The organism is Anaerosolibacter carboniphilus, assembly GCF_014205875.1.
In the GTDB taxonomy this organism is placed as follows: Bacteria; Bacillota; Clostridia; order Peptostreptococcales; family Thermotaleaceae; genus Anaerosolibacter; species Anaerosolibacter carboniphilus.
The window spans coordinates 109,354-132,204 of sequence record NZ_JACHEN010000012.1; the positions used below are offsets into that span (position 1 = coordinate 109,354).

Sequence of the window (22,851 nt, forward strand, 5' to 3'; positions counted from 1 at the left end):
ACCTTACCAGCAGCTTTTAAAGGTAAGGCGTAATACTTCTTAATATATAGGAAATGATGATTTTGGATTTCCTAGACCTGGGAGAGTGCAAAGGGGGAGGGGCCCCTTTGCTGTACTCAGGAGGCTGTCGAAAGAAATCAAGGTTTCCTAACGAAACAAATTGTCGATAGGCAACATTGTTTTTGTCAAGGTAGAACAAAGAAAACTACTTTAAATTGAAGGGGGAATCGTAGTATGTATGCATTTATAGCTTTTTTACCGATCTTACTGACGATAGTATTAATGGTTGGTTTTAATTGGGCAGCGAAGAAAGCGTTACCAATCGCATGGATACTAGCGGCAGTGATTGCTGTTGCTGTCTGGAAAATGAATGTTCACAACGTATTGGCTTACTCTGTCTTTGGTGTATTAAAGGCAGTGGATGTACTGATCATTATTTTTGGTGCTATACTGATTTTAAATACCTTGAAACAATCAGGTGCTATGACGACCATCAATAATGGTTTTAATGGAATTACAAAAGATAGACGTATTCAAGCTATTATTATTGGATGGATGTTTGGCGCGTTCATCGAAGGGGCAGCTGGATTTGGTACACCAGCTGCATTGGCGGGGCCACTACTAGTAGGATTAGGATTTCCTCCATTAGCTGCAGCCATGGTGGCACTTATATTTAACAGTACACCTGTTTCTTTTGGGGCGGTCGGAACACCTGTATTTGGTGCAATGAGTACGATTGCCAACAATCTACAGGCTGTCAATGCTGATCCAGAGCTGTTCAAGATGACCATGACCAAATGGATTGCATTATCCCATGGTGCAGTAGGTACATTTATACCATTGCTAGGAATCTGTATGCTAACGAAATTCTTTGGAAAAGAAAAATCAATTAAACCAGGATTAGAAGCAGCTCCATTCGCCATATTTGCAGGCCTAGCCTTCACAGTTCCCTACATCTTGATTGCAACTATATTTGGACCAGAATTACCATCACTGGTAGGCGCATTTATTGGACTAGCCATTGTCGTTATTGCAGCCAAGAATGGTTTCTTGGTACCAAAGAAACATTGGGACTTCCCTGAGAAGGCTGAGTGGCATGAGGATTGGAAATCGAAGGTAGATACTGGTAATGTAGGAGAAGCAAAAATGTCCCTCCTAAAAGCTTGGACACCTTATATACTGATTGCAATAATTTTAGTCGTTACCCGTATTCCTTCTTTTGGGTTAAAGGCATTACTCAGTGCGCAACAAATTCGCATACCAAACATATTAGGAATTGAAAATTTAAATTACGGATTACAATGGGCATATCTTCCAGGCACCATTCCATTTATACTTGTTGCCCTGATTACCCACGTCATCCATGGAATGACTAGGGAACAGGTGAAAACGGCTTGGACCAGTACATTTAAGCAATTAACTGGGGCGGCGATTACATTATTTGCAGGTATTGCCTTGGTACAGTTGATGTTGAACTCTGGAGTGAACAATGCAGGTCTTGCCAGCATGTTAACAGAAATGGCAAAGACTGCTGCTGGCTTGGCCGGAACAGCCTATCCATTCTTTGCGCCATTCATTGGTGTGTTGGGTGCATTCATGTCAGGCTCTAATACCGTATCAAATATTCTTTTCTCTTCTTTACAGTTTGAGACAGCATCCATCCTCCATATGCCCCAGGTATTGATTGTAGCCCTTCAGGTTATTGGTGGCGCTGTGGGGAATATGATCTGTATCAATAACGTAGTTGCTGTCTGTGCCACGGTAGGAAGTGAAGGGAATGAAGGAAAAATCATAAGAAGAAATGCAGTGCCGTGCTTTATTTATGGTATCGTGGTAGCTGCTGTTGTTGCGATTCTCATCTATAGTGGCTTTAACCCACTACCGCTCTAACCATGAAACCGGTTAATCCTTTGGATTAATCGGTTTTTATTTTTATTTGACAATATACAGTATACAGATATATAATACGAGGTATTACAAAAGTGTAAAGGTAGGTCAAAATAATGGCAGATATCGTTGCAAAAATCATACCGATACTTTTATTGATTGCTTTTGGGCGCTATTTGAGTTATAAACATATATTAAGCCAAAGCACCATTGATGAGATAAAGAAGGTTGTAATGGATGTTGCCCTCTCTTCTGTTCTTTTTCTTGCTTTTATTAACATGGAATTGAAGGCAGAATATTTTCTCCTTTGTTTGTTGATTTTTGTTTTGCTATGTATATTGTATAGCATAGGTGTGGGATTGAATCGGTTAAAAGGATTACGCCATCCCTTAATACCTTTCATCATAACAGGAAATGCCTTTGGACTACTGGGAATAACTCTTTTTGGCACAGTTTTCGGCAATGAGAATATAGGGAAACTATCGATTCTTGGCGTTGGGCACGAATTCTTTATTTGGTTTGTATTTATAACGCTTATGAGGATGAAGCTTAAGAATGAGAGACTCTCCATGGATATAGCCAAGGAAATGATCAAATCTCCTTTGATCATTAGTGTGGTTTTAGGCGTTGTATTGAATATCATGGGTTTGGGAGTATGGATACAGGAGTATTCCTTTACAAAGGGGCTCTATACTACGCTTCAGTATTTGTCCAATTTGGCTACACCTTTAATATTAATCATTGTAGGGTATGGACTCAAATTCGATAAAAAGTACATGAGACAAAGCATACAATTTGTCTTGCTTCGGAGTATAAGCATTTTAATCATAGGTTATGTATTTAAGTTTTTTATTATGGATCGCCTCGTGATGACAGATGTGATGTTTGATTATGCGTACTTTACATTTTTGATTCTGCCTCCCCCCCTGTCATTATCGATATTTGTTGGAAATTATAGCACAAAAGAACATGAAGAATTAACAAACAACACGGTTGTATTAAATACGGTTGTTACGATAGCAGTATATATTCTATTTGTTTTGACCATATAGAATTTTATTAAAATCAAAAGGCAGTTCACTAAGGTGAACTGCCTTTTGATTTTAATAAAACATTCCAAAATATGTATTAAATGTTTTAGGAAACGGAAATATTATTGGAGATAGTAAGTTTTTCAATAATTGGAAAGGATGGTGAATATCGTGACAAAACCACAAACCATTAGTGTAACAAAACCCATAAGTGAAGATTTACCTGAAGAAAAATTTAACGAACTGGAAACCTTTATCGATAATTTGGAAACTACAAAGGGAGCTTTGATTGAAATTCTTCATAAAGCCCAGGATATATTTGGGTATCTTCCAAGGGATGTACAGCTTTATATTGCCAGAAAACTGGGTATTCCTGGGGCAGAGGTTTTTGGTGTCGTAAGCTTTTATTCTTATTTTACGACGAAGCCAAGGGGAAAGCACACCCTAAGTATCTGTATGGGAACGGCTTGCTTTGTTAGGGGTGCTGACAAGGTGATTGAGAAGTTTAAGGAAAAGCTCGGCGTTGAATCTAATGAAATCACCGAGGATGGTCTTTTTACGTTGAGAGATGTCCGTTGTATAGGTGCCTGCGGCCTTGCCCCCGTAGTGACGGTGGATGACAAGGTATATGGACGGGTAAAGGAAGAAGATTTAGATGATATTATCAAAGCATATCGCAGTTAGGAGGCAAAATCATGAAGATCAAAACCCTAGATGAATTAAGAAAGATAAGAGAAGAGCATTCAAATCAAGTACGATTACGGGAGCATGGGGAAGTAACCGGAGACAAAATCGAGATATTAATCGGTATGGCCACCTGTGGGATTTCTTCAGGTGCAAGAGAGACCCTCAATACCTTTGTAAATCTACTATCCAGTGAAAGGATGGACAATGTCAAGGTAGTACCAGTGGGCTGCATAGGATATTGTCATTCAGAACCAACAGTACAGGTGAATATACCGGGTCAAAGGCCTGTACTTTATGGAAATGTAAAGGAAAACAAGGTTCGGGAGATATTAGAAAAACACATCAAAGGTGGAAAACCGGTAGAAAGTCTGATTTTACATGTGGATTTTGAAAGAGCTTAGAAAATAGAGTTTATAGAATTATGGATAAGCTATCATGGTTGTTGAAATATCATATCTTAGCATTAAATATTAATTATGCAGAGGAGGTTAGCCATGGCAAGCACTCGTACAAATATCATGGTTTGTTGTGGTACAGGCTGTTTGGCAAGCGAAAGTGAAAAGGTATTAAAAAATTTAGAGGTAATTGCAAAGGCCCGGGGATATGCTGAGGAAGTACAGATTATCAAAACTGGTTGTTTTGGCTTTTGCGAACAAGGCCCCATCGTAAAGGTCGAACCGGACAATGTATTTTATGTCAGAGTAAGTCCTAAGGATGCCAAGGATATTATTGATGAGCATATCATTAAAGGTAGAAAAGTGGAACGGCTTTTATATGTGGAACCAAATGAAAAGGAAAAAATAAAGAAACAAGAAGATATGCCCTTTTATAAAAAGCAGCTAAGAGTTGCCCTTCGTAACTGTGGCTTGATTAATCCAGAGGATATCTATGACTATATTGCATTGGGTGGCTACGAGGCCTTAGGGAAAGCCATTACCCAGATGACAAGAGATCAAGTGATTGAAGAGGTAAAAAGGTCAGGTTTGAGAGGACGAGGCGGCGGAGGTTTTCCTACAGGACTTAAATGGGAGATTACCAAGAAGCAAGAGCGTGATGTAAAATTCATGATTTGCAATGCCGATGAGGGTGACCCAGGAGCATTCATGGATCGAAGCATACTAGAAGGTGACCCTCATAGCGTATTGGAGGCCATGGCCATAGGCGCCTATGCCATCGGTGCGGACAAAGGCATCATCTACATTCGCGCAGAATATCCATTGGCCATCGCTAGATTGAATACAGCATTAAAGCAGGCTAGAGAGTTTGGATTGATTGGAAAGAACATTTTCGGAACAGATTTTAGCTTTGACATTAGCTTAAAATACGGAGCTGGTGCCTTTGTTTGTGGTGAAGAAACAGCACTGATTAATTCATGCGAAGGGAAAAGAGGAGAACCCAATTTTAAACCGCCTTATCCAGCGGAGGAAGGATACTGGGGTCATCCGACTTGTGTGAATAATGTGGAGACCTTTGCCAATGTCCCTTCCATCATCATAAAGGGAGCAGACTGGTTTGCATCTATGGGTACAGAAAAGAGCAAGGGGACAAAGGTTTTTGCCTTAGCAGGCAAGATCAACAACGTAGGTCTTGTGGAGGTGCCCATGGGAATTACCCTTCGTGAGATTATTTTTGATATTGGAGGAGGAATTCCTAAAGGGAAGAGGTTTAAAGCTGTACAAACCGGCGGGCCATCGGGAGGCGTGATTACAGAAGAAGGGCTGGATACTCCCATTGATTATGATAGTCTTATTGCACGTGGTTCTATGATGGGATCCGGTGGTATGATTGTCATGGATGAGGATGACAATATGGTGAACATTGCAAAATTCTATCTTGAATTTACCATGGACGAGGCCTGCGGAAAATGTGGCCCAGGACGAATCGGTACCAAAAGATTGTTTGAGATGCTTCATAAAATAACCAGCGGCAAGGCTACCATGGCGGATCTAGATGCGATGAAGCAATTGGCCTATATGGTGAAGGATAGCGCCTTGTGTGGTCTATGTCAAACAGCACCCAATCCTATCATTAGTACCATGAAACATTTCTGGGATGAGTATTTGGCGTTTATCAAGGATGAGGATCATCCACAAGGGGAAGGAAAATATGTTCCGAAGAATAAGATCGGTATGAAGTCCTAAATTAAGCGAGGTGAAATTATGGCTGAAAATCAAGAAAAATATAAAGATAGGAAAAAAATTCAGATAAAAATTAACGATCAGGACCTGACGGTACCAGAAGGAATAACGATTCTAGAGTCTGCCCATGAGGTGGGAGTGAAAATTCCTACCCTATGCCATCTGGATCTCCATGATTTGCAATTGTATAACAAAACAGCATCATGCAGGGTTTGCATGGTTGAACTGGTAGATGGCGGCAATCAAAACCGCAACAAGCTTGTGCCTGCTTGCGTGACAAAGGCTTATGAAGGAATGATCATTCGTACCGATACCCTTCGTGCCATCAATGCTAGGAGAATGGCGGTAGAGCTCTTACTGTCCAATCATCCCAACGAGTGTTTTACATGTCCTAAAAATTTAGAATGCGAGCTGCAGGCTTTGGCAGAAGAGTTGAACGTGAGGGAAATCCGATGGGAAGGAGAACGAATGGATTATCCCAAGGACTTATCCAGTGATGCCATTGTAAAGGACGCCAATAAATGCATCTATTGCAGACGGTGTGAAACGGGTTGTAATGTGATACAAACCTGTGGTATATTGTCTGGAATCGGAAGAGGATTTAATGCTTTTGTAGGACCTTTTGCAAATATACCTATGGTGGAATCTTCTTGCACCTACTGTGGTCAATGTGTACAAGTATGTCCTACGGCAGCCCTTACAGAAGTATACCACGTGGATAAGGTATGGGAGGCATTGAATGATCCAGATAAGCATGTGATTGTTCAGACTGCTCCAGCTATTCGTGTGGCGCTAGGTGAACTATTTGGCATGGAAGCAGGAACCATTGTAACGGGAAAAATGGTAACGGCCTTAAAACGCATGGGATTTGACGGCGTATTTGATACGGACTTTGGCGCAGATCTTACCATTATGGAGGAGGCTTCAGAATTAATCTATAGGATTAAGAACAATAAGACATTACCAATTCTAACAAACTGTTGCCCTGCATGGGTGAAGTTTATAGAGCATCAGTTCCCAGAACTGCTCCATGTGCCATCCACGTGTAAATCACCCCATATCATGTTTGGAACCATTGCCAAAACATATTATGCTGAGAAAAACGGGATAGATCCTGACAACATCGTGGTTGTGTCTATCATGCCTTGCATTGCAAAAAAAGCAGAGGCAAAGAGACCAGAGCTTACAAAGGATGAGCATAACAATGTGGATATCGTGATCACAACCCGGGAACTTGGAGCCATGATCAAAGAAGCAGGAATAGAGTTTGATAGACTGCCTGATAGTGAGTTTGATAGACCGTTAGGAGAAACTACGGGTGCATCGGTCATCTTTGGTACAGCTGGTGGTGTTATTGAAGCTGCTGTTCGCACGGCTTATGAATGGATGACGGGGGAAACGCTAGAAAATGTTGAATTTGAACAATTAAGGGGAATGGAAGGTATTCGAAAGGCTACCGTTAAGATTGGTGATCAGGAATTGAAAATTGGTATCGCCAGCGGGTTGGGAAATGCTCGAGTCATCCTGGAAGAAATCAGGGAGGGGAAGGCGGATTATCATGCTATAGAAATTATGGCTTGTCCAGGAGGCTGTATTGGAGGCGGCGGTCAGCCATATCATCACGGCAACCACGAGATCGTTAAGAAACGTCGGGAAGCTATTTACGAAGAAGATAGAAACAAGAAAATAAGAAAGTCCCATGAAAATAAGGAAATATTGGAGCTGTATAGAGAATATCTAGGGGAACCTTTCGGAGAATTGGCCCATAAACTTTTACATACCCATTTTGAAGAAAGAGAGAGAATTTAGATATTTAGGATTTAATAACAGGTCAACGCGGGCTATACTTAATAAAAAGCATGTTGACAGGAGAAGCATAAACTGATAAATTATCTAATAACAGTTAAATATAGAGTAAACTCATATTCAGAGAGGTGGAGGGATCGGCCCTATGAAACCCGGCAACCGGCTTTTTCGAGCAGCGGTGCCAAGTCCGACAGTAAAAGTACTGGAAAATGTGAGAGGAACTACGGTGAATAGCCCTCTTTCATTACGAAAGAGGGTTAATTTTTTAATATCTAGGAAATTATGGTTTTTGATTTCCTAGATATGGGGTGTGCAGAGGGGATTTCCCCTTTGCCGTTTTCAGGAAGGTGCTCAGCCTGCTTTGCAGGCGTCGAAGGAAACCTAGGGTTTCCTAGCGAAAACAAATTGCCGATAGGCAACTTTGTTCAAAAAAATTTCTAGTATCTATACTGTAATAATCAAACTGGGAGCAAGGGAGTGATGAGATATAGCCATGGAAAATGCAATTTGACACATCACAGTTAAATATATGTAGTTTGGATACATTGGAAATGAGTATAAGTGAATGCTCAAAAAACAATAAAATGGATTTGGAGGGGATGATATGAGAGAAGAGATGGCTTTAGAAAAGCGTACTTCAAATTATGATGAGACAATATATGGCTTGGATAAAGAGTATGAGGAAGTCTTTGAAAGTCATGATAAGATACTCAAATACATATGTGAGAAGGTATCAGATAATGTAGATAGTACCATTATTGAAATTGCTGTTGGGATAGGAAATCTAACCAAGTTGCTAAGCCAAAATGGTTTCCGTGTAATCGGGATAGAGCCATCTGAGAAAATGAGAATGGCTGCAAGTTTGAGAGTGCCCAATATTCCCATATTGGATGGGCATTTTTTATCAATTCCAATTACATCCCCTGTAGATGCCATTGTAACGTCCTTTGGGTTCCATTATCTTTCCTATGCTGAGAAGAAAAAAGCCATAGATTATTTTGATAGCTTTCTCACCGTTGGAGGAAAAATTGTAATTGCTGATGTAATGTATGTATCTGCCAAGTCGAAAAAAGATTTATTGAAGCACGTAAAGGCAAGAGGTGCAGCAAAGCTTTTAAATGATTTAAATACTAGGTATTATGAGTATGTGGAGGATATCAGTGAACTTTTTAGAGAAAAAAATTATACTTATGAAATGAAGAAGATGAATAAATATGTTTGGGTAGTCTGTGGCAGAAAAGAGGATTAGAGACCATACGGATAATGAAGAGAAGGAATTTAATGAAATAATGAGAATATAAGAGATGAATGGAGGTGTTCCAAGTGACTGAAAAAAAAAGATGGATTCCTATCTTGATTTTAGTCTTGATAATAATAGGGGCCATTGGCAGCTATGAGTTTTTTGATTACTATAAGACACTCAAAGAATATCGACAAATGATAGGGGCGATCACCATAAATGAGGTGGATTTATCGAAGATTCAAGATGGTACCTATAGGGGAAGCCATGATGCAATTTGGGTTGGGGCTGATGTAACGGTGATTGTGAAGGATCATAAGATCATAGATATCAAACTAGAGAGGCATCTGAATGGTCGCGGTGAACCTGCAGAGATCATCCCTCAAAGGGTAATAGATGCGCAATCCTTGGAGGTAGATTTCATCAGTGGTGCTACATCAAGCAGCAAGGTTATCTTGAAAGCCATTGAGAAAGCATTGCTAAATTCACCAGAATAATAAGTCATTACTGGTGGATTGGAGGAATTGAATGTTTAGCCATTTAAAGGCGTTCTAGTATCATGCAAATTAATATTGAATGAAATACAATAAAAAGGTGATCGAGGGAGGCAAAGATTATGTTTGAAAAACAGGGGGTAAAGGAGCTTTATGGTTTGGCACAAAAGTTGGAAGAAGTTGCAAAGGCCATGGGGGAACTCACGGAGCAGGAGAAGAAATTTATCATTGAACGGATCGATGCCAATAGTCCAAAGGCGCTATTGCAGGTATATGAAGCACTGCATGATTATATGGGTTGGTAATTATACCTTTGTATGGATATAGATTACATTGGCAGCTTCTTGCTGTTTTTTTTGAAGGTGCTCATCAATTTTTAGGAGGGCATTGACTCTCTCCTCTAAGGACATATTCATAATTTCGTAAAAGGCTTTTTTATAATAGGGTTCCAGTTGATTGATTTTATCCATAAGCTTGCACATAGAGCGGTAGAAGGAGAAAATACCTTGGTGAACTCCTTTGATTTCTAAGAACTGTTGGGGGCTTAAATTATGCCTATGATCAAACAAAAAAACTTGGTATTCTGCAGATCGCGTATTTAGATAGGGAATAAGGAATTCTAGCATCGTCTGAATATAGAGAATCTCATAAACATTAAATTGCACAACATAAGACTTTTGTTTTTTTATTATTTTTTTATCTAATTTAGCTTTTAGAGACAAATGAATGAGTTGCAGATCCGCGGTGATGGCAGATAATCCATCGCCCTTTTGTTGAATCAATGCACCATTATTTAATACACTATGGAGATAAGTCAATTCGTTATTGCTTAATTTGAATTTTGATCCCATGACATCCATACGAAACCATCCCTGTCGATAATATTCATACATCATATTATGTCCCAAAAATGGGGAAATTAATATTTCTTTCGTGAAGGAAAAGGAGACGAGATAGATGAAGATAGTGATCCCTGCAAAGCTTAGAGGATAAAGGATTCGAGGCTTATGTGGTAGGGGGATGTGTAAGGGATTCCTTACTGGGAAAACTTTCTAAGGATTGGGATGCTTGTACCAGTGCAAAGCCTCAACTGGTAATCGAGATCCTTGAAAAAAAGGGGTATCGGGTGGTGCCAACGGGATTGCAGCATGGAACTGTTACCGTAGTGGATCAGGAAGAGCATTACGAGATTACCACCTTTCGTGTGGATGGCGTGTATGAAGATCATCGAAGACCTAGGGAAATGATTTGATTGCTGTTGGAGTACCACAAGGAAAAGGGATAGGGAAATTATTAAATGATCTGCTAGAAAAGGTTTTAGAGCAGTCAGAATTAAACAATCGAGAACATTTGTTAAGTCTCATGGCAGAGGCTGTGCAGGAGGGAACAAGAAATGAATAACTTTGAAGAAATTTGGGAAATTTATATGGAAGCCTTTCCCATCGACGAAAGAAGGAGTCGTATCAAGCAATGGCGATTATTGGATAACCCCCAATATAAGATGAAGCCCTATGTGAAAGAGGGACAGCTCATAGGATTTATGGGGATATGGGAACTCCCTTTATTTGCTTTTATAGAGCATTTTGCTATAAAAAAAGAATTTCGGGGAAGTGGATACGGGACTGAAATGCTAAAGGAATTGTTAAAGAGTTCTGGGTCTGGAATTATTCTTGAAGTAGAACCACCAGAAAACAAAGTGGCTCAGGATAGAATTGCATTTTATCAAAGGCACGGTTTTGTTTTAAATACCTATGATTATGTGCAACCACCCTATGAGGATGGACAAAAGTATTTGCCACTCCTTTTGATGTCTTTTCCAGAGATGTTGACAAAGGAAGCTTTCGATGAGGCTGTGGAGATGATCTATAAGTTTGTTTATGAAATCTCTGTAGGCGAGACACCATAGCGAGCGATAGCACGAAAATGTTAAAGAGATACATGAACATAAAGATAAATATGTTTAAAAATACTGAAATTCCAATGAATTTATAGGAAATCTCATGTTAAGCAAGAACTTTAATTTTGTTGATGACTGGAGGATTTTTTTATGAGCAAAGAAATAAAAATCATCCTGGATGAATTAAATTTCTCCATTGGTAGAATCAATGAGCAGGAAAAGAGGGGAAAGATCCTTAAAGAAAGTCAATACTGGTATCGCGAAGGATTAAAGACTGCTAGGGATATTGTATTAAAAATAGATGAGTTAGGAGAAAAAAATAAAGGGACAACAGAGTGATTTTGGATAATGTCCATTCATAAACTGACGCGATTAAAGTTAAAGGAAGTGTAGAAAAGCTACACTTCCTTTAACTTTAATAACATGTAAACGTATCGATCTTATTTAAATCTGTTCCCCAAAAGAGCCATCTGGATCCAGTCCACCGAAAGCCAGCTACTGATGTAGGACCGACGTATACAATATAGGTCCAAAATTCTTTAGGATCTGTACTGTCTTTTTTGTCCTTTAGCCAAATATAGGTAAACTGCAGCCTACAGGGTGCGATACCAGCAGGATCTACTTTTAACGCAGAATATAATTTTTTGGGTTTTATTCCTGGTGGTGGGCCAGAAGGCTGAGATGCACCTGGAGGTAATCCAAAGGAGGGCGGCCCTGGAAGTTGTCTTTGCATGGATTCCTGATGCGGGCATCTAAAATAATAAGGAAAATTGTTGTACATGCGAACTCCCCCTTATAAAACTTATTACATCATATTCTTAAAACTTAAAAATGATACGGGGAGATTCTGTATGATTTGATAACAGGGTGCATAAAGGAAAATTAAATTTGTCCCGTTGAGAATTGAACGACCAAGCTTACAACGGAAACAACAAACCATACAAACAAGCCCAGGAATAGTGGCTTCATGCCGGTCTTAAGCATTTTTCGAAAATCAGCGCTCAAACCAATAGCAGATAATGCCATAACAATCATGAATTTACTTAAGAACTTAAGATAACCTACCCAGTTGGCAGGGAACAACCCTAGTGTATTTAGCAGGGATGCTACCAAAAACCAAAGAATGAACCATGGGAAAATACTCTTGATGCTGTAGGAAACATCTTGGTTGTTTTTTGCTTCCTTTTTTTTCGCTATGGCTGTGATAAAAGCAAAAATTAAGGAAATAGGGATGATCATAGTAGTTCTCGTGAGTTTGACAATGGTGGCATAATCCCCAGCGATATTACTAAAAGCATAGCCTGCTGCCACAACGGAGGAAGTGTCGTTGATTGCTGTGCCAGCCCATAATCCAAAGGCTTGATCAGAAAATTCCATAAGATGACCTAACGGGGGGAAAATCAACACAGCCAGCACATTGAACAAAAATATGGTGGAAATAGAATAGGCAATCTCCATGTCTTCAGCTTCGATAATGGGTGACACCGCTGCAATAGCAGAGCCACCGCAAATGGCAGTGCCAACACCGATCAAAGAAGTTAGGCGGAAAGGTACACCCATTAACTTTCCAAGGCTGTAGGCTGAAATAAAGGCTGCAGAAAGTGTAAAAAGCATGACATAGAGAGATTCAACACCTGTTTTCCAGACTTGAGATAAACTTAGACCAGCTCCCAATAAAATAATGGCCCATTGAAGAATTTTTTTAGATGCAAACTTGATTCCTGGTAAGGCACGCTCAGGCTTACCGATCACATTGCTAATCAAAATACCTATAAGGATACCAAAAACTGCGCCTCCTATGATGGGAAATAGGCTCCCCAGCCAGGTAGAAATGACTGCGATAATAAATACACGTAGTAAACCAGGAAAATTCTCTTGAATCCAGTACAATTTCATCAACTCCCTCTACCTATAATGATTACTATTTTATATTATTCATATTTAGAAGAGTTGTCAATTTGAAGGTGAGTGGAATAAAATTTCAATATATATTGAATAAATCTTCATAGAAGTTGTTATGATACATTTAAACTTTGTTATATTTGTTATATAATATGGATGGCAATGCTTTCATTTGCATCAATATACTTGATTTTCTTTTGAAATATTTTGCAATTTATGATACCATAGATAGCAATATATGATAATTTTTTTAGATTATTTTTGTATTCAATATTCAATTATAAGTGATAGATGGGTAAGGAGGAATAAAAGAAATGGCACATGACAACGAAAGGCTGGACATGAATCAACCCGCAAATGGGGATGAAGCTACCGCAGATTCATATCAATCAACCAATTTTATTCAGAATATCATTAATACTGATTTGGCAGAGGGTGTATATGGAAACAGAGTGCATACCCGTTTTCCCCCAGAGCCAAATGGGTACCTTCATATAGGACATGCCAAGTCAATATGCTTGAACTTCGGTCTAGCAGCTCAGTACGGAGGATTATGCAACCTGCGCTTTGATGATACCAACCCAATCAAGGAAGATGTAGAATATGTAGATTCTATCAAACGAGATGTGAAGTGGTTAGGATTTGATTGGGAGGATCGAGAATACTATGCTTCTGACTATTTCGAAGATCTCTATCAATATGCAGTGCAGTTGATCAAAGATGGCAAGGCTTATGTTTGTGATTTAAGTCCAGAGGAAATGAAGGCATACAGAGGTTCTTTTACAGAACCAGGAAACGAAAGCCCCTATCGTAGCCGCTCTGTTGAAGAGAATTTAGATTTATTTCAACGGATGAGAAATGGAGAGTTTAAAGAGGGTTCACGGGTACTTCGGGCAAAAATAGATATGGCGTCATCGAATTTAAATATGAGGGATCCTGTCCTTTATCGTATTGCCCATGTAGAGCATCATCGAACTGGAAATGCATGGTGTATTTATCCAATGTATGATTATGCTCACCCGATCTCTGATGCCATGGAAAAAATCACTCACTCTATCTGTACCCTTGAGTTCGAAGATCATCGACCGCTTTATGACTGGCCTTTGAAAGAACTCAATTTTGAGGAACCTCCAAAGCAGATTGAGTTTGCGAAGCTAAATCTAACGAACACGATCATGGGAAAGCGATACCTTCGTAAACTTGTGGAGGAAAACTATGTGGATGGATGGGATGATCCAAGAATGCCTACGATTTCCGGACTAAGGAGAAGAGGATATACCCCTGAATCCATTCGTAAATTCTGTGATTTGATCGGGATATCCAAAAGTAACAGTAAAGTGGATATCACACTCCTTGAACACTGTATTCGTGAAGATTTAAAGATGAAGGTACCTACGATCATGGCAGTATTAAAGCCTTTGAAAGTAGTGATCACGAATTATCCTGAGGGACAGGTAGAAATGCTGGACGCTGAAAATAATCCTGAAAATCCTGAGATGGGCGCCCGTCAGATACCATTCTCAAGGGTGATTTATATTGAGCAAGAGGACTTCATGGAAGAGCCTCCAAAAAAATTCTTCCGATTGGCTCCAGGCCAGGAAGTACGTTTGAAGAATGCCTATTTCATCAAATGCGAGGAAGTTGTTAAAGATGAGCAGACGGGAGAAATCATTGAGCTCCGTTGTACCTATGACCCTGAAACAAAGAGTGGTACTGGGTTTACAGGTCGTAAGGTAAAGGGAACCCTTCACTGGGTTTCTGCTGAACATGCTGTAAAATCTGAGGTTCGTCTGTACGATTACCTTGTCGTTGATAAGGAAGAGGATGAAACCGAAGAAAACACAGAGCAGACTGTTAAATTAAATCCCAACTCTCTGGAGATATTATCTGAGTGCTATATCGAGCCGTCAGTTGCTACGGCAGATCCAGGGACAAGATATCAGTTCTTAAGACACGGATACTTTAGTGTGGATACAAAGCATTCAAAGCAAGGTGCTCCAGTATTCAATAGAATTGTAACCTTAAAGAGCTCCTGGGACAAAGTGAAAAATCAATAAAATAAAAGGAGCACCTCACTGAAAAGGGAGGTGCTCCTTTTTTGAGTTATTCAAACATTGACTAGAATTCTTTCGTAGGGACGGACGACCCTGTCCGTCCGATTTCGTCTGATAGCATAGTCAAAATACTGGAGGGTGGACAGCGTCTTCCACCTCTACAACGTATTGAGTTTTATCTGAATCAATTATTAAATCTCCAAGTGGACATAGCTTGAACTGCTTTATGCCTAGATAGATTGAATTCTTTCCAAGTAGCCTTCTGACGGGCAATGGAGCCCTTGGTATCATAATAGTATCGGAGGGCCTGCTGGATATTAAAATCTTTACTTTCAAGGAGTCTCGTTAACTCAGGAACTGCATCATAGGAGAGTGTTGTGATATAGTGGATATCAACTTTACCAGTTTCAAAATAACGGTCGATATTATTTCGGGCAATCATAGCATCCAAATTTAAATAATTTAATCCCACATAGAAAGCGAGGACTGTAATAATATAGAACTTTGCTAAATGAAATCTCGGCTTAAAGATATAGATCAATGTAGCCGTCAGCAATACCGTCTCTAGAGATAAAAAGAAGTAGACAAAGATTCTTAAATAAGTGTAGCCGTATTGCTGCTGGTATAAGCCCATCCTGTAATAGGACGAATAGATCATGATATAAGTGAAAATCCCCATGAGGAAAAGTAATCGCTTGATCCAGCGTTGGGCGCTAACTTGATTAGGATTCAAGCCATAGAAACTAAACAAGATGATACTAAAGTTAAGCATGGTAACCAACAGAAGCTGAAAAAATCCTTGTCGCGCATAAGCCGCATAGGTGAAATTCCCAGGGAGAGTATTAAACCCGCCACTAAAGAGAAACGCAAACTGAATACTACAGAAAATCAGATAGACAGCGTTAACGATAACCAAAATAGTCATTAGAATGGTGCCATCAAAAAAGTTTGTCTTGGCTTTTACGGATGCGGTTGCTGCTGTTTCAGGTACGGAGGTATTTCCAATAGGAATTTTCTTAGGTATAAATAAAAACCAAATAAAACCATAGGTGTAGGTAGCCATAAAGACAATTAATAGCAATTGACGGAAATAATCAGCGAGAACAGTGTTATCAAATAATTTGGATAATTTTGTTGGAATAAAGAACAGCATCTCCTGAAATACCATGTCCGCAGAACTAAGTAGGGAAAGAATGACTAGCAATAATGGAAGTGAAATAAGAATACCTAGTATTATCTTTTTTAGTTCTGTATAGTTATTTTCTGTTTTGCCAAAAACCCATCGCTGGTAGAGATATGTATAGGGCTTAGTAAAATACGCTATTGGAGCAAATACGGAACCTATAATTTTGAAAGGAAAGCCGATATTGGCATAATCGCTTTTCTCCTTTCCAGAGAGCACCAAGGCCATCCCTATAAATAAAAATAGAATAACCAAGAAATTAAAAAAATGAAAGATGTAGTTGCTGCTTAGAAAGAACCGTAGGGAGAGCAACGTAATAGGGACAGCAAAGAGCCATATGCGATTTACCTTGAATCGATCGCTGTCTTTCAATACGCGAATAAACAAGTAAAAAGATACACCAATGAAAATGGGAAAAGAAATACCTACTGCACTTCGGTAAAAAAAGAAATTAAACAGAATACCCCATAAGATGCTATAGGATAGTAGTCGACCTTCTTTTATCATATTTAAGCCTCCTCCGATGATGTTTCATGATCAGGTACATATTCTAAAATATCTCCCGGCTGACAGTCGAGAATTTGACAGATGGTTTCCAACGTGGAAAAGCGAATGGCCTTTGCTTTGTTTGTCTTTAGAATAGATAGATTTGCCTTCGTGATACCTAGCTTATCAGCCAATTCAGAAGAACTGATCTTTCGCTTTGCCATCATAACGTCTAAGTTTACAATAATCGGCATGATAAACCTCCTCTATATAGTAAAATCATTTTCTTCTTTTACGATGATAGCCTGATGAAATACTTCTGCCAAAATGATTGAGAAAAAGCCTGCAATGGTGAAAACCATGACAAGGATAATGGTCATAAACGAATTGTAAAAAAGAATTTTGAAAATATAACAAAAAGCAATCAAAAAAGATGCAATGCCCATTCTCCTCAAGCTTCTCACATTATCCATCATAAATGGGTCTTTTCTGGTTAATGTGGTGAATATTTTTCTGATTTCATAGACGATGATCAATGCGAAAATTCCTGTAATTGCTAAAAGCCCTAGAAGAAAATAATAGATGGCTATGCTGACGTTAGCATGTATATAGTTCAGATACCAGTTCACCGTTTTAGGCAGACTAATAAAGATACCAATGCCTCCTATAAATATAAAATCAAGCATTAGCTTTACAAAAGCGGACAGTGATTTCTCCCCCATGATGCGCATGATTATATACCTCCCTCATTGTATTCTGAGATAAGTATATATTAGAAAGTAAAGTTTTTCAATAAAAAATTATCGAAAAACAATAATTTTTTATTTTTATAGAATATATTTTTATTACCTTCTGTTTGATGTGGAATGATAAAATTGTGATGATTTGATCTTTCCTTTTGAGAAAAATGTGGTATAATAAGTGTAAGATTATCAAATATTAAGAAAATTCTAAAAATATACAAGAGGTGATTTTAATGTGTATCGTAGATGTAATCATTGCTAGTTTGCAGGAGGAAGATGATAGAGAGAAGCGCAAAAAGCAGCAAGAGAGTAGAAATGCGGAATAAAGCCCAAAAGCTTATTCCGTATTTTTAATGCTACCAAATCATCCATAGTTTGCCTCGTATTCATAGAAAGCAGAGACAAACACTAAGGATAAGTCTAATGAATGACGAGGTGAACATCTTGGAAAAAAGAAAGAGGGAACAGAACAAAGAGAAAGAAGTAAGCAAGCTGGATATGGAGGTAGGAGAAGAAATTGTTGTAGAAAGAAAAATTTTTGATCGCGCCGCTTTGCCAGCCAGATTATTTGGGTATGTAGGTGGCATCGACGGAGGTAATGTACCTGGTTTGATGACCAAAACCCACAAGGATCAAAAGTAGAATAGATGCTTTGGCACGAATCATACCAGAGGGGATACCTCTGGTTTTTGCAATTTAGACAATCTTATGCTACTACTCTATGTCTCTAATTTATGTTATTATATAGAGGTTGTCAAAATTTGATAGAGGTTGTCAAAATTTGATACTGTTTTCATTAGGGCTAAGGATTGATTTGGAGGAAGATTATGAGGAAGCTGGTAGATTTATTTCGATTTCAGAAGGAAGCGGATTTATTGGATTCTACGACATATATTTTGAAGTCGTTTTTAGCAGTGGCAACAGCCTATGCCGTAGCTTCCAGGAGTGACGTGATTAGTAAAGATATGATTTCTGTACTTTTTGGACTGATGCTGACCCTTGAGCCCGTTACCTTAACGGGAATCAGGCGTGGATGGGATCAAATGTATGCTACGATTCTCGGTGCTCTTTCAACAGCAGTGATTATAAGCATATTTGGTATTCATATCATTACGATATCCTTGTCAGTGGCATTTACGCTTTATGTTTGTTTGAAGATTAATTGGCGTGAGGTATCACCCGTGGCGATTTTTACATCAATTTATATGACGCAATATGTTCAGTTGACAGGGGCAGGAGAACCTAGCATATTATTGACGATCCAGCTAAGGCTTATGGCCTTGGGAATGGGTGTAATTATTGCCATCCTATTTAATCTGCTATTTTCCTTTTTCTCTTATCGAAAGATGACCTACAAACGGATTGCATTTTTGCTAAAATCTATTATTGCTCATATGGAAAAAATCTTAGATGCATTGAAAACGAATGAAACGTCCATACTAGAGGAAAATCAAAAAGAAATGGCCCAGACCTTTAACAATATTGATTGGGTATACGGATTTCTAAGAGATATTGGGGAGGAAAAACGGATAAAAAGCAAAATTATCGGAGGTACAGATGAGGCAATGAAAGCGCTTGTTGAGATTGTTATGGATCTCCGTAGTATTTGCCATTTGAACTATGATATAAACCTCCGCTTGCTTTGGGACAAAGAGACATGGCCATTGATGCATGATCATCAAAATGAGATGTTTGAGAAATTTGAACACCTAATACTTCGCTTGAAAACTTTAAAGAAGGGTTTTGAGTTGAAAGAGAAAATGAATTTCTCTAGAAAAAATGCAATGAAACAGTACAAAATTGAAGACAATAAAAAATTGAGAATTCTTGAAAGCTTGTTAGAAATGGAGACATTGGTTGCATCATTAGAATATTACATGGAAAACTATGGAGACTTTGGTACTGAAAATGATTCCATAGAGAATGTATGAAATGATAAATATGTTTTGATGAGAATGGGTGATTAAATATGGGTATCCATATGATATCAAATCTATATTGTTTAGGATTAAGGAAGGGAGAGAGGTAAGGAAATGCAAATAAAAAACTATAGTGCCTTTGATATCATTGGCCCTCGTATGATTGGACCGTCTAGTTCTCATACTGCCGGTGCAGCACGATTGGGGAAGGTTGCTAGAAAAATAGGAGGAAAGGGAATTCAAGAGGTCACATTTATTTTATATGGTTCCTTTGCACAGACCTATAAGGGTCATGGGACAGATCGTGCCCTGGTTGCCGGGGTTCTAGGCATGGATCCAAATGATGAAAATTTAAGCAAGTCTATGGAAATCGCATTGAGAGATGGATTAAAATATCAATTTGTTCTCTCAGACGATGAGGCGTCTCACCCCAATACAGTAAAGATCATTATGATAAATGAGGAAGGTCATCAGTCAGAAATCGTCGGGGCTTCCATAGGTGGAGGAAATATACTGGTTACGGAAATCAATGGGTTGGCTGTGGAATTTACGGGTGAGTATCCAACCATTATGATTCGACATATGGACAAACCTGGGGTTGTTGCAGATGTGACCCATATCATGGATGAATTTGAAATAAATATTGCATTTATGAAGGTATTTCGACAAAGAAAAGGCGAGGATGCATTCATGATTATAGAAACAGATAACGATGTTCCAAAAAAAGTATTAGAGAAAATTCGTGGTTTAGCTGATGAAATCCTGCATGTATATTTAGTGGAAGGACTATAGGAAAGAGGTGACTCTATGAATAAGGATTTTATGAATGGCAATGATCTGTTAGGTCGATGCCGTGGTGAAGCAAAGAAAATATGGGAAGTGATGATTGAAAGAGAAATCTATATTTCAGGAAAATCTAAAGAAGAGATTATGGGATATATGAAAGGTAATCTAGAAATCATGAAAAGTGCCATTAAAAGGGGATTACAGGAGGATATAAAATCTGTGAGCGGGCTTGTGGGGGGCGATGCCAAAAGGCTTCGAAAATATTACGAAACAAATAAAACCTTGGCGGGTGAGCAGATGAATAAGGCGGTTGCCAGTGCCATGGCGGTATTGGAGGTAAATGCTTCTATGGGCCAAATTGTTGCTGCACCTACAGCTGGTTCCAGCGGGATTCTACCAGGGGTTCTAATCAGTGCAGGTCAAGACTTTAATTTAGATGATGAGCAGATTGTCCAAGGGTTATTTACTGCAGCAGCCATAGGGTATATTATTACGAGAAATGCTACGGTGGCTGGTGCTGAAGGGGGATGTCAAGCGGAAACGGGAGCTGCTGCAGCAATGGCAGCCGCTGCTTTAGTAGAAATGATGGGAGGGACACCAGAACAAGCTTTACACGGTGCATCCATGACCATAAAGAATATTTTAGGCTTGGTTTGCGACCCCATAGCAGGTCTTGTAGAGGCACCATGTGTGAAACGTAATGCCATTGGTGCTGCTAATGCATACATTTCAGCAGATATGGCTTTAGCAGGAATACAGAGTATCATTCCCTTTGATGAAGTAGTGGATGCCATGTATAAGGTGGGGAAATCCATTCCTTGTGCCCTCCGAGAAACTGCCCTAGGTGGATTGGCTGCAACACCAACTGGTAAAAAAATTCAAGAAAAGATATTTGGAAGTAAGACCCAAAACTAATCTGTATACATCTTCGTATAGGTTTTGTAATCAAGGGAAACTTAAAGACAGGAAACCATGATTTTTAAAAAGTGAAAGGCTATGAGAGAGGATGATGCATCCTATGAAAAAATCACCTAAAGATACAAGGGTCGTAGTGGGGATGTCCGGTGGTGTAGACTCTTCGGTAGCTGCACTGGTATTAAAGGAACAGGGCTACGACGTGATCGGTGTTTTTATGAAAAATTGGGAAGAAACCGATGAGTTTGGATATTGTACAGCTACCGAAGACTATGAAGATGTGCGACAGGTATGCGATCAAATTGGTATACCCTACTATACAGTGAATTTTACAAAGCAATATTGGGATCGGGTATTTACTTATTTTCTCGAAGAATATAAGCGGGGACGGACACCCAATCCTGATGTAATGTGCAATAGAGAAATTAAGTTTAAGGAGTTTCTACAGTATGCCTTAAAGTTAGGGGCTGATTATCTAGCTACAGGACATTATGCCCAGGTAGATTACCGGGATGGAGAATATCATCTATTGCGGGGGATAGATACCAACAAGGATCAAACATATTTTCTCTGTACGCTAGGGCAAGAGCAGCTATCAAAAGCCATGTTTCCCATTGGTCATTTGACCAAGCCCCAACTCAGGGAAATTGCTGAAAAAGCAGGCTTAAAGACAGCAAAAAAGAAGGACAGCACGGGCATTTGCTTCATTGGAGAAAGAAATTTTAAAGGTTTTTTATCAAATTATTTACCCGCTCAGCCTGGAGAGATAAGGGCCTTGACTGGAGAAGTAAAGGGTAAACATGATGGCTTGATGTACTATACCCTTGGACAAAGAAAAGGTCTAGGCATAGGTGGTGCAGGATCAGGAGAACCTTGGTTTGTTGCAAAGAAGGATTTGAAAAATAATATTTTGTATGTTGTTCAGGGTGAGAAGCATCCAGCTCTTTATACTTATGGTCTCTTGGCCAGTGAAGTTTATTGGGTAAGCAATCGGAATAAGGACAATAAATTTTCTTGTACAGCGAAATTTAGATATCGTCAGCCCGATCAGAAAGTCAGTGTGGAACTCCGTGACCACAACCAATGCCTCGTCATATTTGATGAACCTCAGAAGGCTATTACCCCAGGACAGGCAGTGGTATTCTATGATGGACAGGATTGCTTAGGCGGCGGAATTATCGACTATATGTATAAGGATAGCACAGAATTGGAAACAATGAGAAAGGACTAGGCGTAAAAGGATTCCTAGTCCTTATCTATTGAATATTTTAACATAATAATGAGCTGCTAGGTGAAGGAAAGGAAGTCTGTTTATTCTATGATAATCCGAAAGCGGGCAGTATTTATAGATCTTTAGGATTTGAAGATATAGGCGTGTGGATTATGGCGAAAGAAATTGATTTTTAGATGATAATATAGTATAATGATTTGGTGAAGTGTAGAATTTTCAATATTTGCCTTGACAGGTGAAATAATAAACGTATAGAATGATAGTAAAATAAAGTTGAATAATGGCGAAGAAAAGGACAGTAGTAAAAAGAGGAAGTTTACAGAGAAATAATCATTTAGTGAGAGATTATGATGGAACCTTTTTATGAAGATCACCTTGGAGCTGGATGTCTGAAATGATAGTAAGATGTTCCGTAGGCATACGTTACGATGCATCGAGAGATAAGGTGGAAT

25 protein-coding genes, 1 riboswitch and 1 other annotated feature (1 of these 27 only partly in view) are annotated in these 22,851 nt (G+C 39.0%); of the genes, 19 read left to right on the forward strand and 6 right to left on the reverse strand.

Annotated features, from left to right (window positions below; genetic code table 11):
• Positions 1 to 234: 234 nt before the first annotated feature.
• From HNQ80_RS10975 to HNQ80_RS11015, 9 genes are all read left to right on the forward strand, one after another.
• Positions 235 to 1,890, forward strand: coding sequence for an L-lactate permease (locus HNQ80_RS10975; RefSeq protein WP_184310689.1), 1,656 nt, complete (start codon positions 235 to 237; stop codon positions 1,888 to 1,890).
• Between the two features lie 113 nt (positions 1,891 to 2,003).
• Positions 2,004 to 2,939: an AEC family transporter gene (locus HNQ80_RS10980; protein WP_184310690.1), complete on the forward strand. Its 936-nt coding sequence runs from the start codon at positions 2,004 to 2,006 to the stop codon at positions 2,937 to 2,939.
• A gap of 150 nt (positions 2,940 to 3,089) precedes the next feature.
• On the forward strand, positions 3,090 to 3,602 hold the full coding sequence (locus HNQ80_RS10985) for an NADH-quinone oxidoreductase subunit NuoE family protein (RefSeq protein WP_184310691.1): 513 nt from the start codon (positions 3,090 to 3,092) through the stop codon (positions 3,600 to 3,602).
• Between the two features lie 11 nt (positions 3,603 to 3,613).
• The gene (locus tag HNQ80_RS10990; RefSeq protein WP_184310692.1) at positions 3,614 to 4,006 is read left to right on the forward strand and encodes a (2Fe-2S) ferredoxin domain-containing protein; all 393 of its coding nucleotides are present in this window, start codon (positions 3,614 to 3,616) and stop codon (positions 4,004 to 4,006) included.
• A 93-nt stretch (positions 4,007 to 4,099) separates the two neighbouring features.
• Positions 4,100 to 5,746, forward strand: a complete 1,647-nt coding sequence (locus HNQ80_RS10995; RefSeq protein WP_184310693.1) for an NADH-ubiquinone oxidoreductase-F iron-sulfur binding region domain-containing protein — start codon at positions 4,100 to 4,102, stop codon at positions 5,744 to 5,746.
• An 18-nt stretch (positions 5,747 to 5,764) separates the two neighbouring features.
• On the forward strand, positions 5,765 to 7,552 hold the full coding sequence (locus tag HNQ80_RS11000; protein WP_184310694.1) for an NADH-dependent [FeFe] hydrogenase, group A6: 1,788 nt from the start codon (positions 5,765 to 5,767) through the stop codon (positions 7,550 to 7,552).
• A 110-nt stretch (positions 7,553 to 7,662) separates the two neighbouring features.
• Positions 7,663 to 7,765: riboswitch (SAM riboswitch) on the forward strand.
• Between the two features lie 388 nt (positions 7,766 to 8,153).
• Positions 8,154 to 8,798, forward strand: a complete 645-nt coding sequence (locus HNQ80_RS11005) for a class I SAM-dependent methyltransferase (protein WP_184310695.1) — start codon at positions 8,154 to 8,156, stop codon at positions 8,796 to 8,798.
• Between the two features lie 74 nt (positions 8,799 to 8,872).
• Positions 8,873 to 9,286: an FMN-binding protein gene (locus HNQ80_RS11010; RefSeq protein ID WP_330602832.1), complete on the forward strand. Its 414-nt coding sequence runs from the start codon at positions 8,873 to 8,875 to the stop codon at positions 9,284 to 9,286.
• 119 nt (positions 9,287 to 9,405) lie between these two features.
• Positions 9,406 to 9,588, forward strand: coding sequence for a hypothetical protein (locus HNQ80_RS11015; RefSeq protein WP_184310697.1), 183 nt, complete (start codon positions 9,406 to 9,408; stop codon positions 9,586 to 9,588).
• Here the strand turns inward: HNQ80_RS11015 and HNQ80_RS11020 are convergent, their stop codons facing one another.
• A complete protein-coding gene (locus tag HNQ80_RS11020) occupies positions 9,589 to 10,143 on the reverse strand; it encodes a hypothetical protein (RefSeq protein ID WP_184310698.1) in 555 nt (184 codons plus the stop codon).
• Positions 10,144 to 10,292: 149 nt separating this feature from the next.
• Between HNQ80_RS11020 and HNQ80_RS11025 the strand changes: the two genes are divergently transcribed.
• The 4 genes from HNQ80_RS11025 to HNQ80_RS11040 all read left to right on the forward strand — a co-directional run bounded on the left by HNQ80_RS11025 (position 10,293) and on the right by HNQ80_RS11040 (position 11,519).
• Entirely contained in the window at positions 10,293 to 10,535 is a 243-nt protein-coding gene (locus tag HNQ80_RS11025; protein WP_330602833.1) for a hypothetical protein, read from the forward strand.
• Positions 10,532 to 10,684 carry a hypothetical protein gene (locus HNQ80_RS11030; protein ID WP_184310699.1) on the forward strand — a complete coding sequence of 51 codons (153 nt, stop codon included), beginning with the start codon at positions 10,532 to 10,534 and terminating at the stop codon, positions 10,682 to 10,684. The genes HNQ80_RS11025 and HNQ80_RS11030 overlap by 4 nt, the downstream gene beginning before the upstream one ends.
• Positions 10,677 to 11,189 (forward strand): GNAT family N-acetyltransferase, encoded by a 513-nt coding sequence (locus HNQ80_RS11035; RefSeq protein ID WP_184310700.1) that lies wholly within the window; start codon positions 10,677 to 10,679, stop codon positions 11,187 to 11,189. The genes HNQ80_RS11030 and HNQ80_RS11035 overlap by 8 nt, the downstream gene beginning before the upstream one ends.
• A 141-nt stretch (positions 11,190 to 11,330) precedes the next feature.
• Positions 11,331 to 11,519, forward strand: coding sequence for a hypothetical protein (locus HNQ80_RS11040; protein WP_184310701.1), 189 nt, complete (start codon positions 11,331 to 11,333; stop codon positions 11,517 to 11,519).
• A gap of 76 nt (positions 11,520 to 11,595) precedes the next feature.
• Here the strand turns inward: HNQ80_RS11040 and HNQ80_RS11045 are convergent, their stop codons facing one another.
• Together HNQ80_RS11045 and HNQ80_RS11050 are read right to left on the reverse strand one after the other, a co-directional pair.
• Complete coding sequence (locus tag HNQ80_RS11045; RefSeq protein ID WP_243183171.1) at positions 11,596 to 11,961, reverse strand: hypothetical protein; 366 nt, start codon at positions 11,959 to 11,961, stop codon at positions 11,596 to 11,598.
• A gap of 101 nt (positions 11,962 to 12,062) precedes the next feature.
• Entirely contained in the window at positions 12,063 to 13,070 is a 1,008-nt protein-coding gene (locus HNQ80_RS11050) for a YeiH family protein (protein WP_330602834.1), read from the reverse strand.
• A gap of 353 nt (positions 13,071 to 13,423) precedes the next feature.
• Here HNQ80_RS11050 and HNQ80_RS11055 point away from each other — a divergent pair, with 353 nt between their 5' ends.
• Entirely contained in the window at positions 13,424 to 15,139 is a 1,716-nt protein-coding gene (locus tag HNQ80_RS11055; RefSeq protein WP_184310730.1) for a glutamine--tRNA ligase/YqeY domain fusion protein, read from the forward strand.
• A 181-nt stretch (positions 15,140 to 15,320) separates the two neighbouring features.
• On the opposite strand, the gene HNQ80_RS11060 is transcribed toward HNQ80_RS11055, so the two are convergent.
• Genes HNQ80_RS11060 through HNQ80_RS11070 form a run of 3 tightly spaced genes read right to left on the reverse strand, consistent with a single transcriptional unit; the run spans position 15,321 to position 17,536 of the window.
• Complete coding sequence (locus HNQ80_RS11060; RefSeq protein WP_184310703.1) at positions 15,321 to 16,826, reverse strand: DUF4153 domain-containing protein; 1,506 nt, start codon at positions 16,824 to 16,826, stop codon at positions 15,321 to 15,323.
• Positions 16,827 to 16,828: 2 nt separating this feature from the next.
• Entirely contained in the window at positions 16,829 to 17,059 is a 231-nt protein-coding gene (locus HNQ80_RS11065; RefSeq protein ID WP_184310704.1) for a helix-turn-helix domain-containing protein, read from the reverse strand.
• A 12-nt stretch (positions 17,060 to 17,071) separates the two neighbouring features.
• On the reverse strand, positions 17,072 to 17,536 hold the full coding sequence (locus tag HNQ80_RS11070; protein WP_184310705.1) for a DUF2975 domain-containing protein: 465 nt from the start codon (positions 17,534 to 17,536) through the stop codon (positions 17,072 to 17,074).
• A gap of 456 nt (positions 17,537 to 17,992) precedes the next feature.
• On the opposite strand from HNQ80_RS11070, the gene HNQ80_RS11075 reads away from it, so the two are divergent.
• From HNQ80_RS11075 to mnmA, 5 genes are all read left to right on the forward strand, one after another.
• Positions 17,993 to 18,190: a hypothetical protein gene (locus HNQ80_RS11075; RefSeq protein WP_184310706.1), complete on the forward strand. Its 198-nt coding sequence runs from the start codon at positions 17,993 to 17,995 to the stop codon at positions 18,188 to 18,190.
• Positions 18,191 to 18,375: 185 nt separating this feature from the next.
• Positions 18,376 to 19,479, forward strand: a complete 1,104-nt coding sequence (locus tag HNQ80_RS11080) for an aromatic acid exporter family protein (protein WP_184310707.1) — start codon at positions 18,376 to 18,378, stop codon at positions 19,477 to 19,479.
• 102 nt (positions 19,480 to 19,581) lie between these two features.
• Positions 19,582 to 20,259, forward strand: coding sequence for an L-serine ammonia-lyase, iron-sulfur-dependent subunit beta (gene sdaAB, locus HNQ80_RS11085; RefSeq protein WP_207726969.1), 678 nt, complete (start codon positions 19,582 to 19,584; stop codon positions 20,257 to 20,259).
• A 15-nt stretch (positions 20,260 to 20,274) separates the two neighbouring features.
• Positions 20,275 to 21,168: an L-serine ammonia-lyase, iron-sulfur-dependent, subunit alpha gene (sdaAA, locus tag HNQ80_RS11090; RefSeq protein WP_184310708.1), complete on the forward strand. Its 894-nt coding sequence runs from the start codon at positions 20,275 to 20,277 to the stop codon at positions 21,166 to 21,168.
• A 103-nt stretch (positions 21,169 to 21,271) separates the two neighbouring features.
• Positions 21,272 to 22,399, forward strand: coding sequence for a tRNA 2-thiouridine(34) synthase MnmA (gene mnmA / locus HNQ80_RS11095; protein WP_184310709.1), 1,128 nt, complete (start codon positions 21,272 to 21,274; stop codon positions 22,397 to 22,399).
• 277 nt (positions 22,400 to 22,676) lie between these two features.
• Positions 22,677 to 22,851: a binding site (T-box leader), on the forward strand (it continues 46 nt past the right edge of the window).

What these genes read in the sequence shown, in the direction of transcription:
- HNQ80_RS10975 (WP_184310689.1), top strand. Translation starts at nt 235, where the DNA reads ATGTATGCATTTATAGCTTTTTTACCGATCTTACTGACGATAGTATTA.
- HNQ80_RS11040 (WP_184310701.1), top strand. Translation starts at nt 11,331, where the DNA reads ATGAGCAAAGAAATAAAAATCATCCTGGATGAATTAAATTTCTCCATT.
- HNQ80_RS11020 (WP_184310698.1), bottom strand. Translation starts at nt 10,143, where the DNA reads ATGGATGTCATGGGATCAAAATTCAAATTAAGCAATAACGAATTGACT.
- HNQ80_RS11060 (WP_184310703.1), bottom strand. Translation starts at nt 16,826, where the DNA reads ATGATAAAAGAAGGTCGACTACTATCCTATAGCATCTTATGGGGTATT.
- sdaAB (WP_207726969.1), top strand. Translation starts at nt 19,582, where the DNA reads ATGCAAATAAAAAACTATAGTGCCTTTGATATCATTGGCCCTCGTATG.
- HNQ80_RS10995 (WP_184310693.1), top strand. Translation starts at nt 4,100, where the DNA reads ATGGCAAGCACTCGTACAAATATCATGGTTTGTTGTGGTACAGGCTGT.
- HNQ80_RS11000 (WP_184310694.1), top strand. Translation starts at nt 5,765, where the DNA reads ATGGCTGAAAATCAAGAAAAATATAAAGATAGGAAAAAAATTCAGATA.
- HNQ80_RS11005 (WP_184310695.1), top strand. Translation starts at nt 8,154, where the DNA reads ATGAGAGAAGAGATGGCTTTAGAAAAGCGTACTTCAAATTATGATGAG.
- HNQ80_RS11015 (WP_184310697.1), top strand. Translation starts at nt 9,406, where the DNA reads ATGTTTGAAAAACAGGGGGTAAAGGAGCTTTATGGTTTGGCACAAAAG.
- mnmA (WP_184310709.1), top strand. Translation starts at nt 21,272, where the DNA reads ATGAAAAAATCACCTAAAGATACAAGGGTCGTAGTGGGGATGTCCGGT.
- HNQ80_RS10990 (WP_184310692.1), top strand. Translation starts at nt 3,614, where the DNA reads ATGAAGATCAAAACCCTAGATGAATTAAGAAAGATAAGAGAAGAGCAT.
- HNQ80_RS11065 (WP_184310704.1), bottom strand. Translation starts at nt 17,059, where the DNA reads ATGCCGATTATTGTAAACTTAGACGTTATGATGGCAAAGCGAAAGATC.
- HNQ80_RS11055 (WP_184310730.1), top strand. Translation starts at nt 13,424, where the DNA reads ATGAATCAACCCGCAAATGGGGATGAAGCTACCGCAGATTCATATCAA.
- HNQ80_RS11045 (WP_243183171.1), bottom strand. Translation starts at nt 11,961, where the DNA reads ATGTACAACAATTTTCCTTATTATTTTAGATGCCCGCATCAGGAATCC.
- HNQ80_RS10980 (WP_184310690.1), top strand. Translation starts at nt 2,004, where the DNA reads ATGGCAGATATCGTTGCAAAAATCATACCGATACTTTTATTGATTGCT.
- sdaAA (WP_184310708.1), top strand. Translation starts at nt 20,275, where the DNA reads ATGAATAAGGATTTTATGAATGGCAATGATCTGTTAGGTCGATGCCGT.
- HNQ80_RS11070 (WP_184310705.1), bottom strand. Translation starts at nt 17,536, where the DNA reads ATGCGCATCATGGGGGAGAAATCACTGTCCGCTTTTGTAAAGCTAATG.
- HNQ80_RS11035 (WP_184310700.1), top strand. Translation starts at nt 10,677, where the DNA reads ATGAATAACTTTGAAGAAATTTGGGAAATTTATATGGAAGCCTTTCCC.
- HNQ80_RS11080 (WP_184310707.1), top strand. Translation starts at nt 18,376, where the DNA reads ATGAGGAAGCTGGTAGATTTATTTCGATTTCAGAAGGAAGCGGATTTA.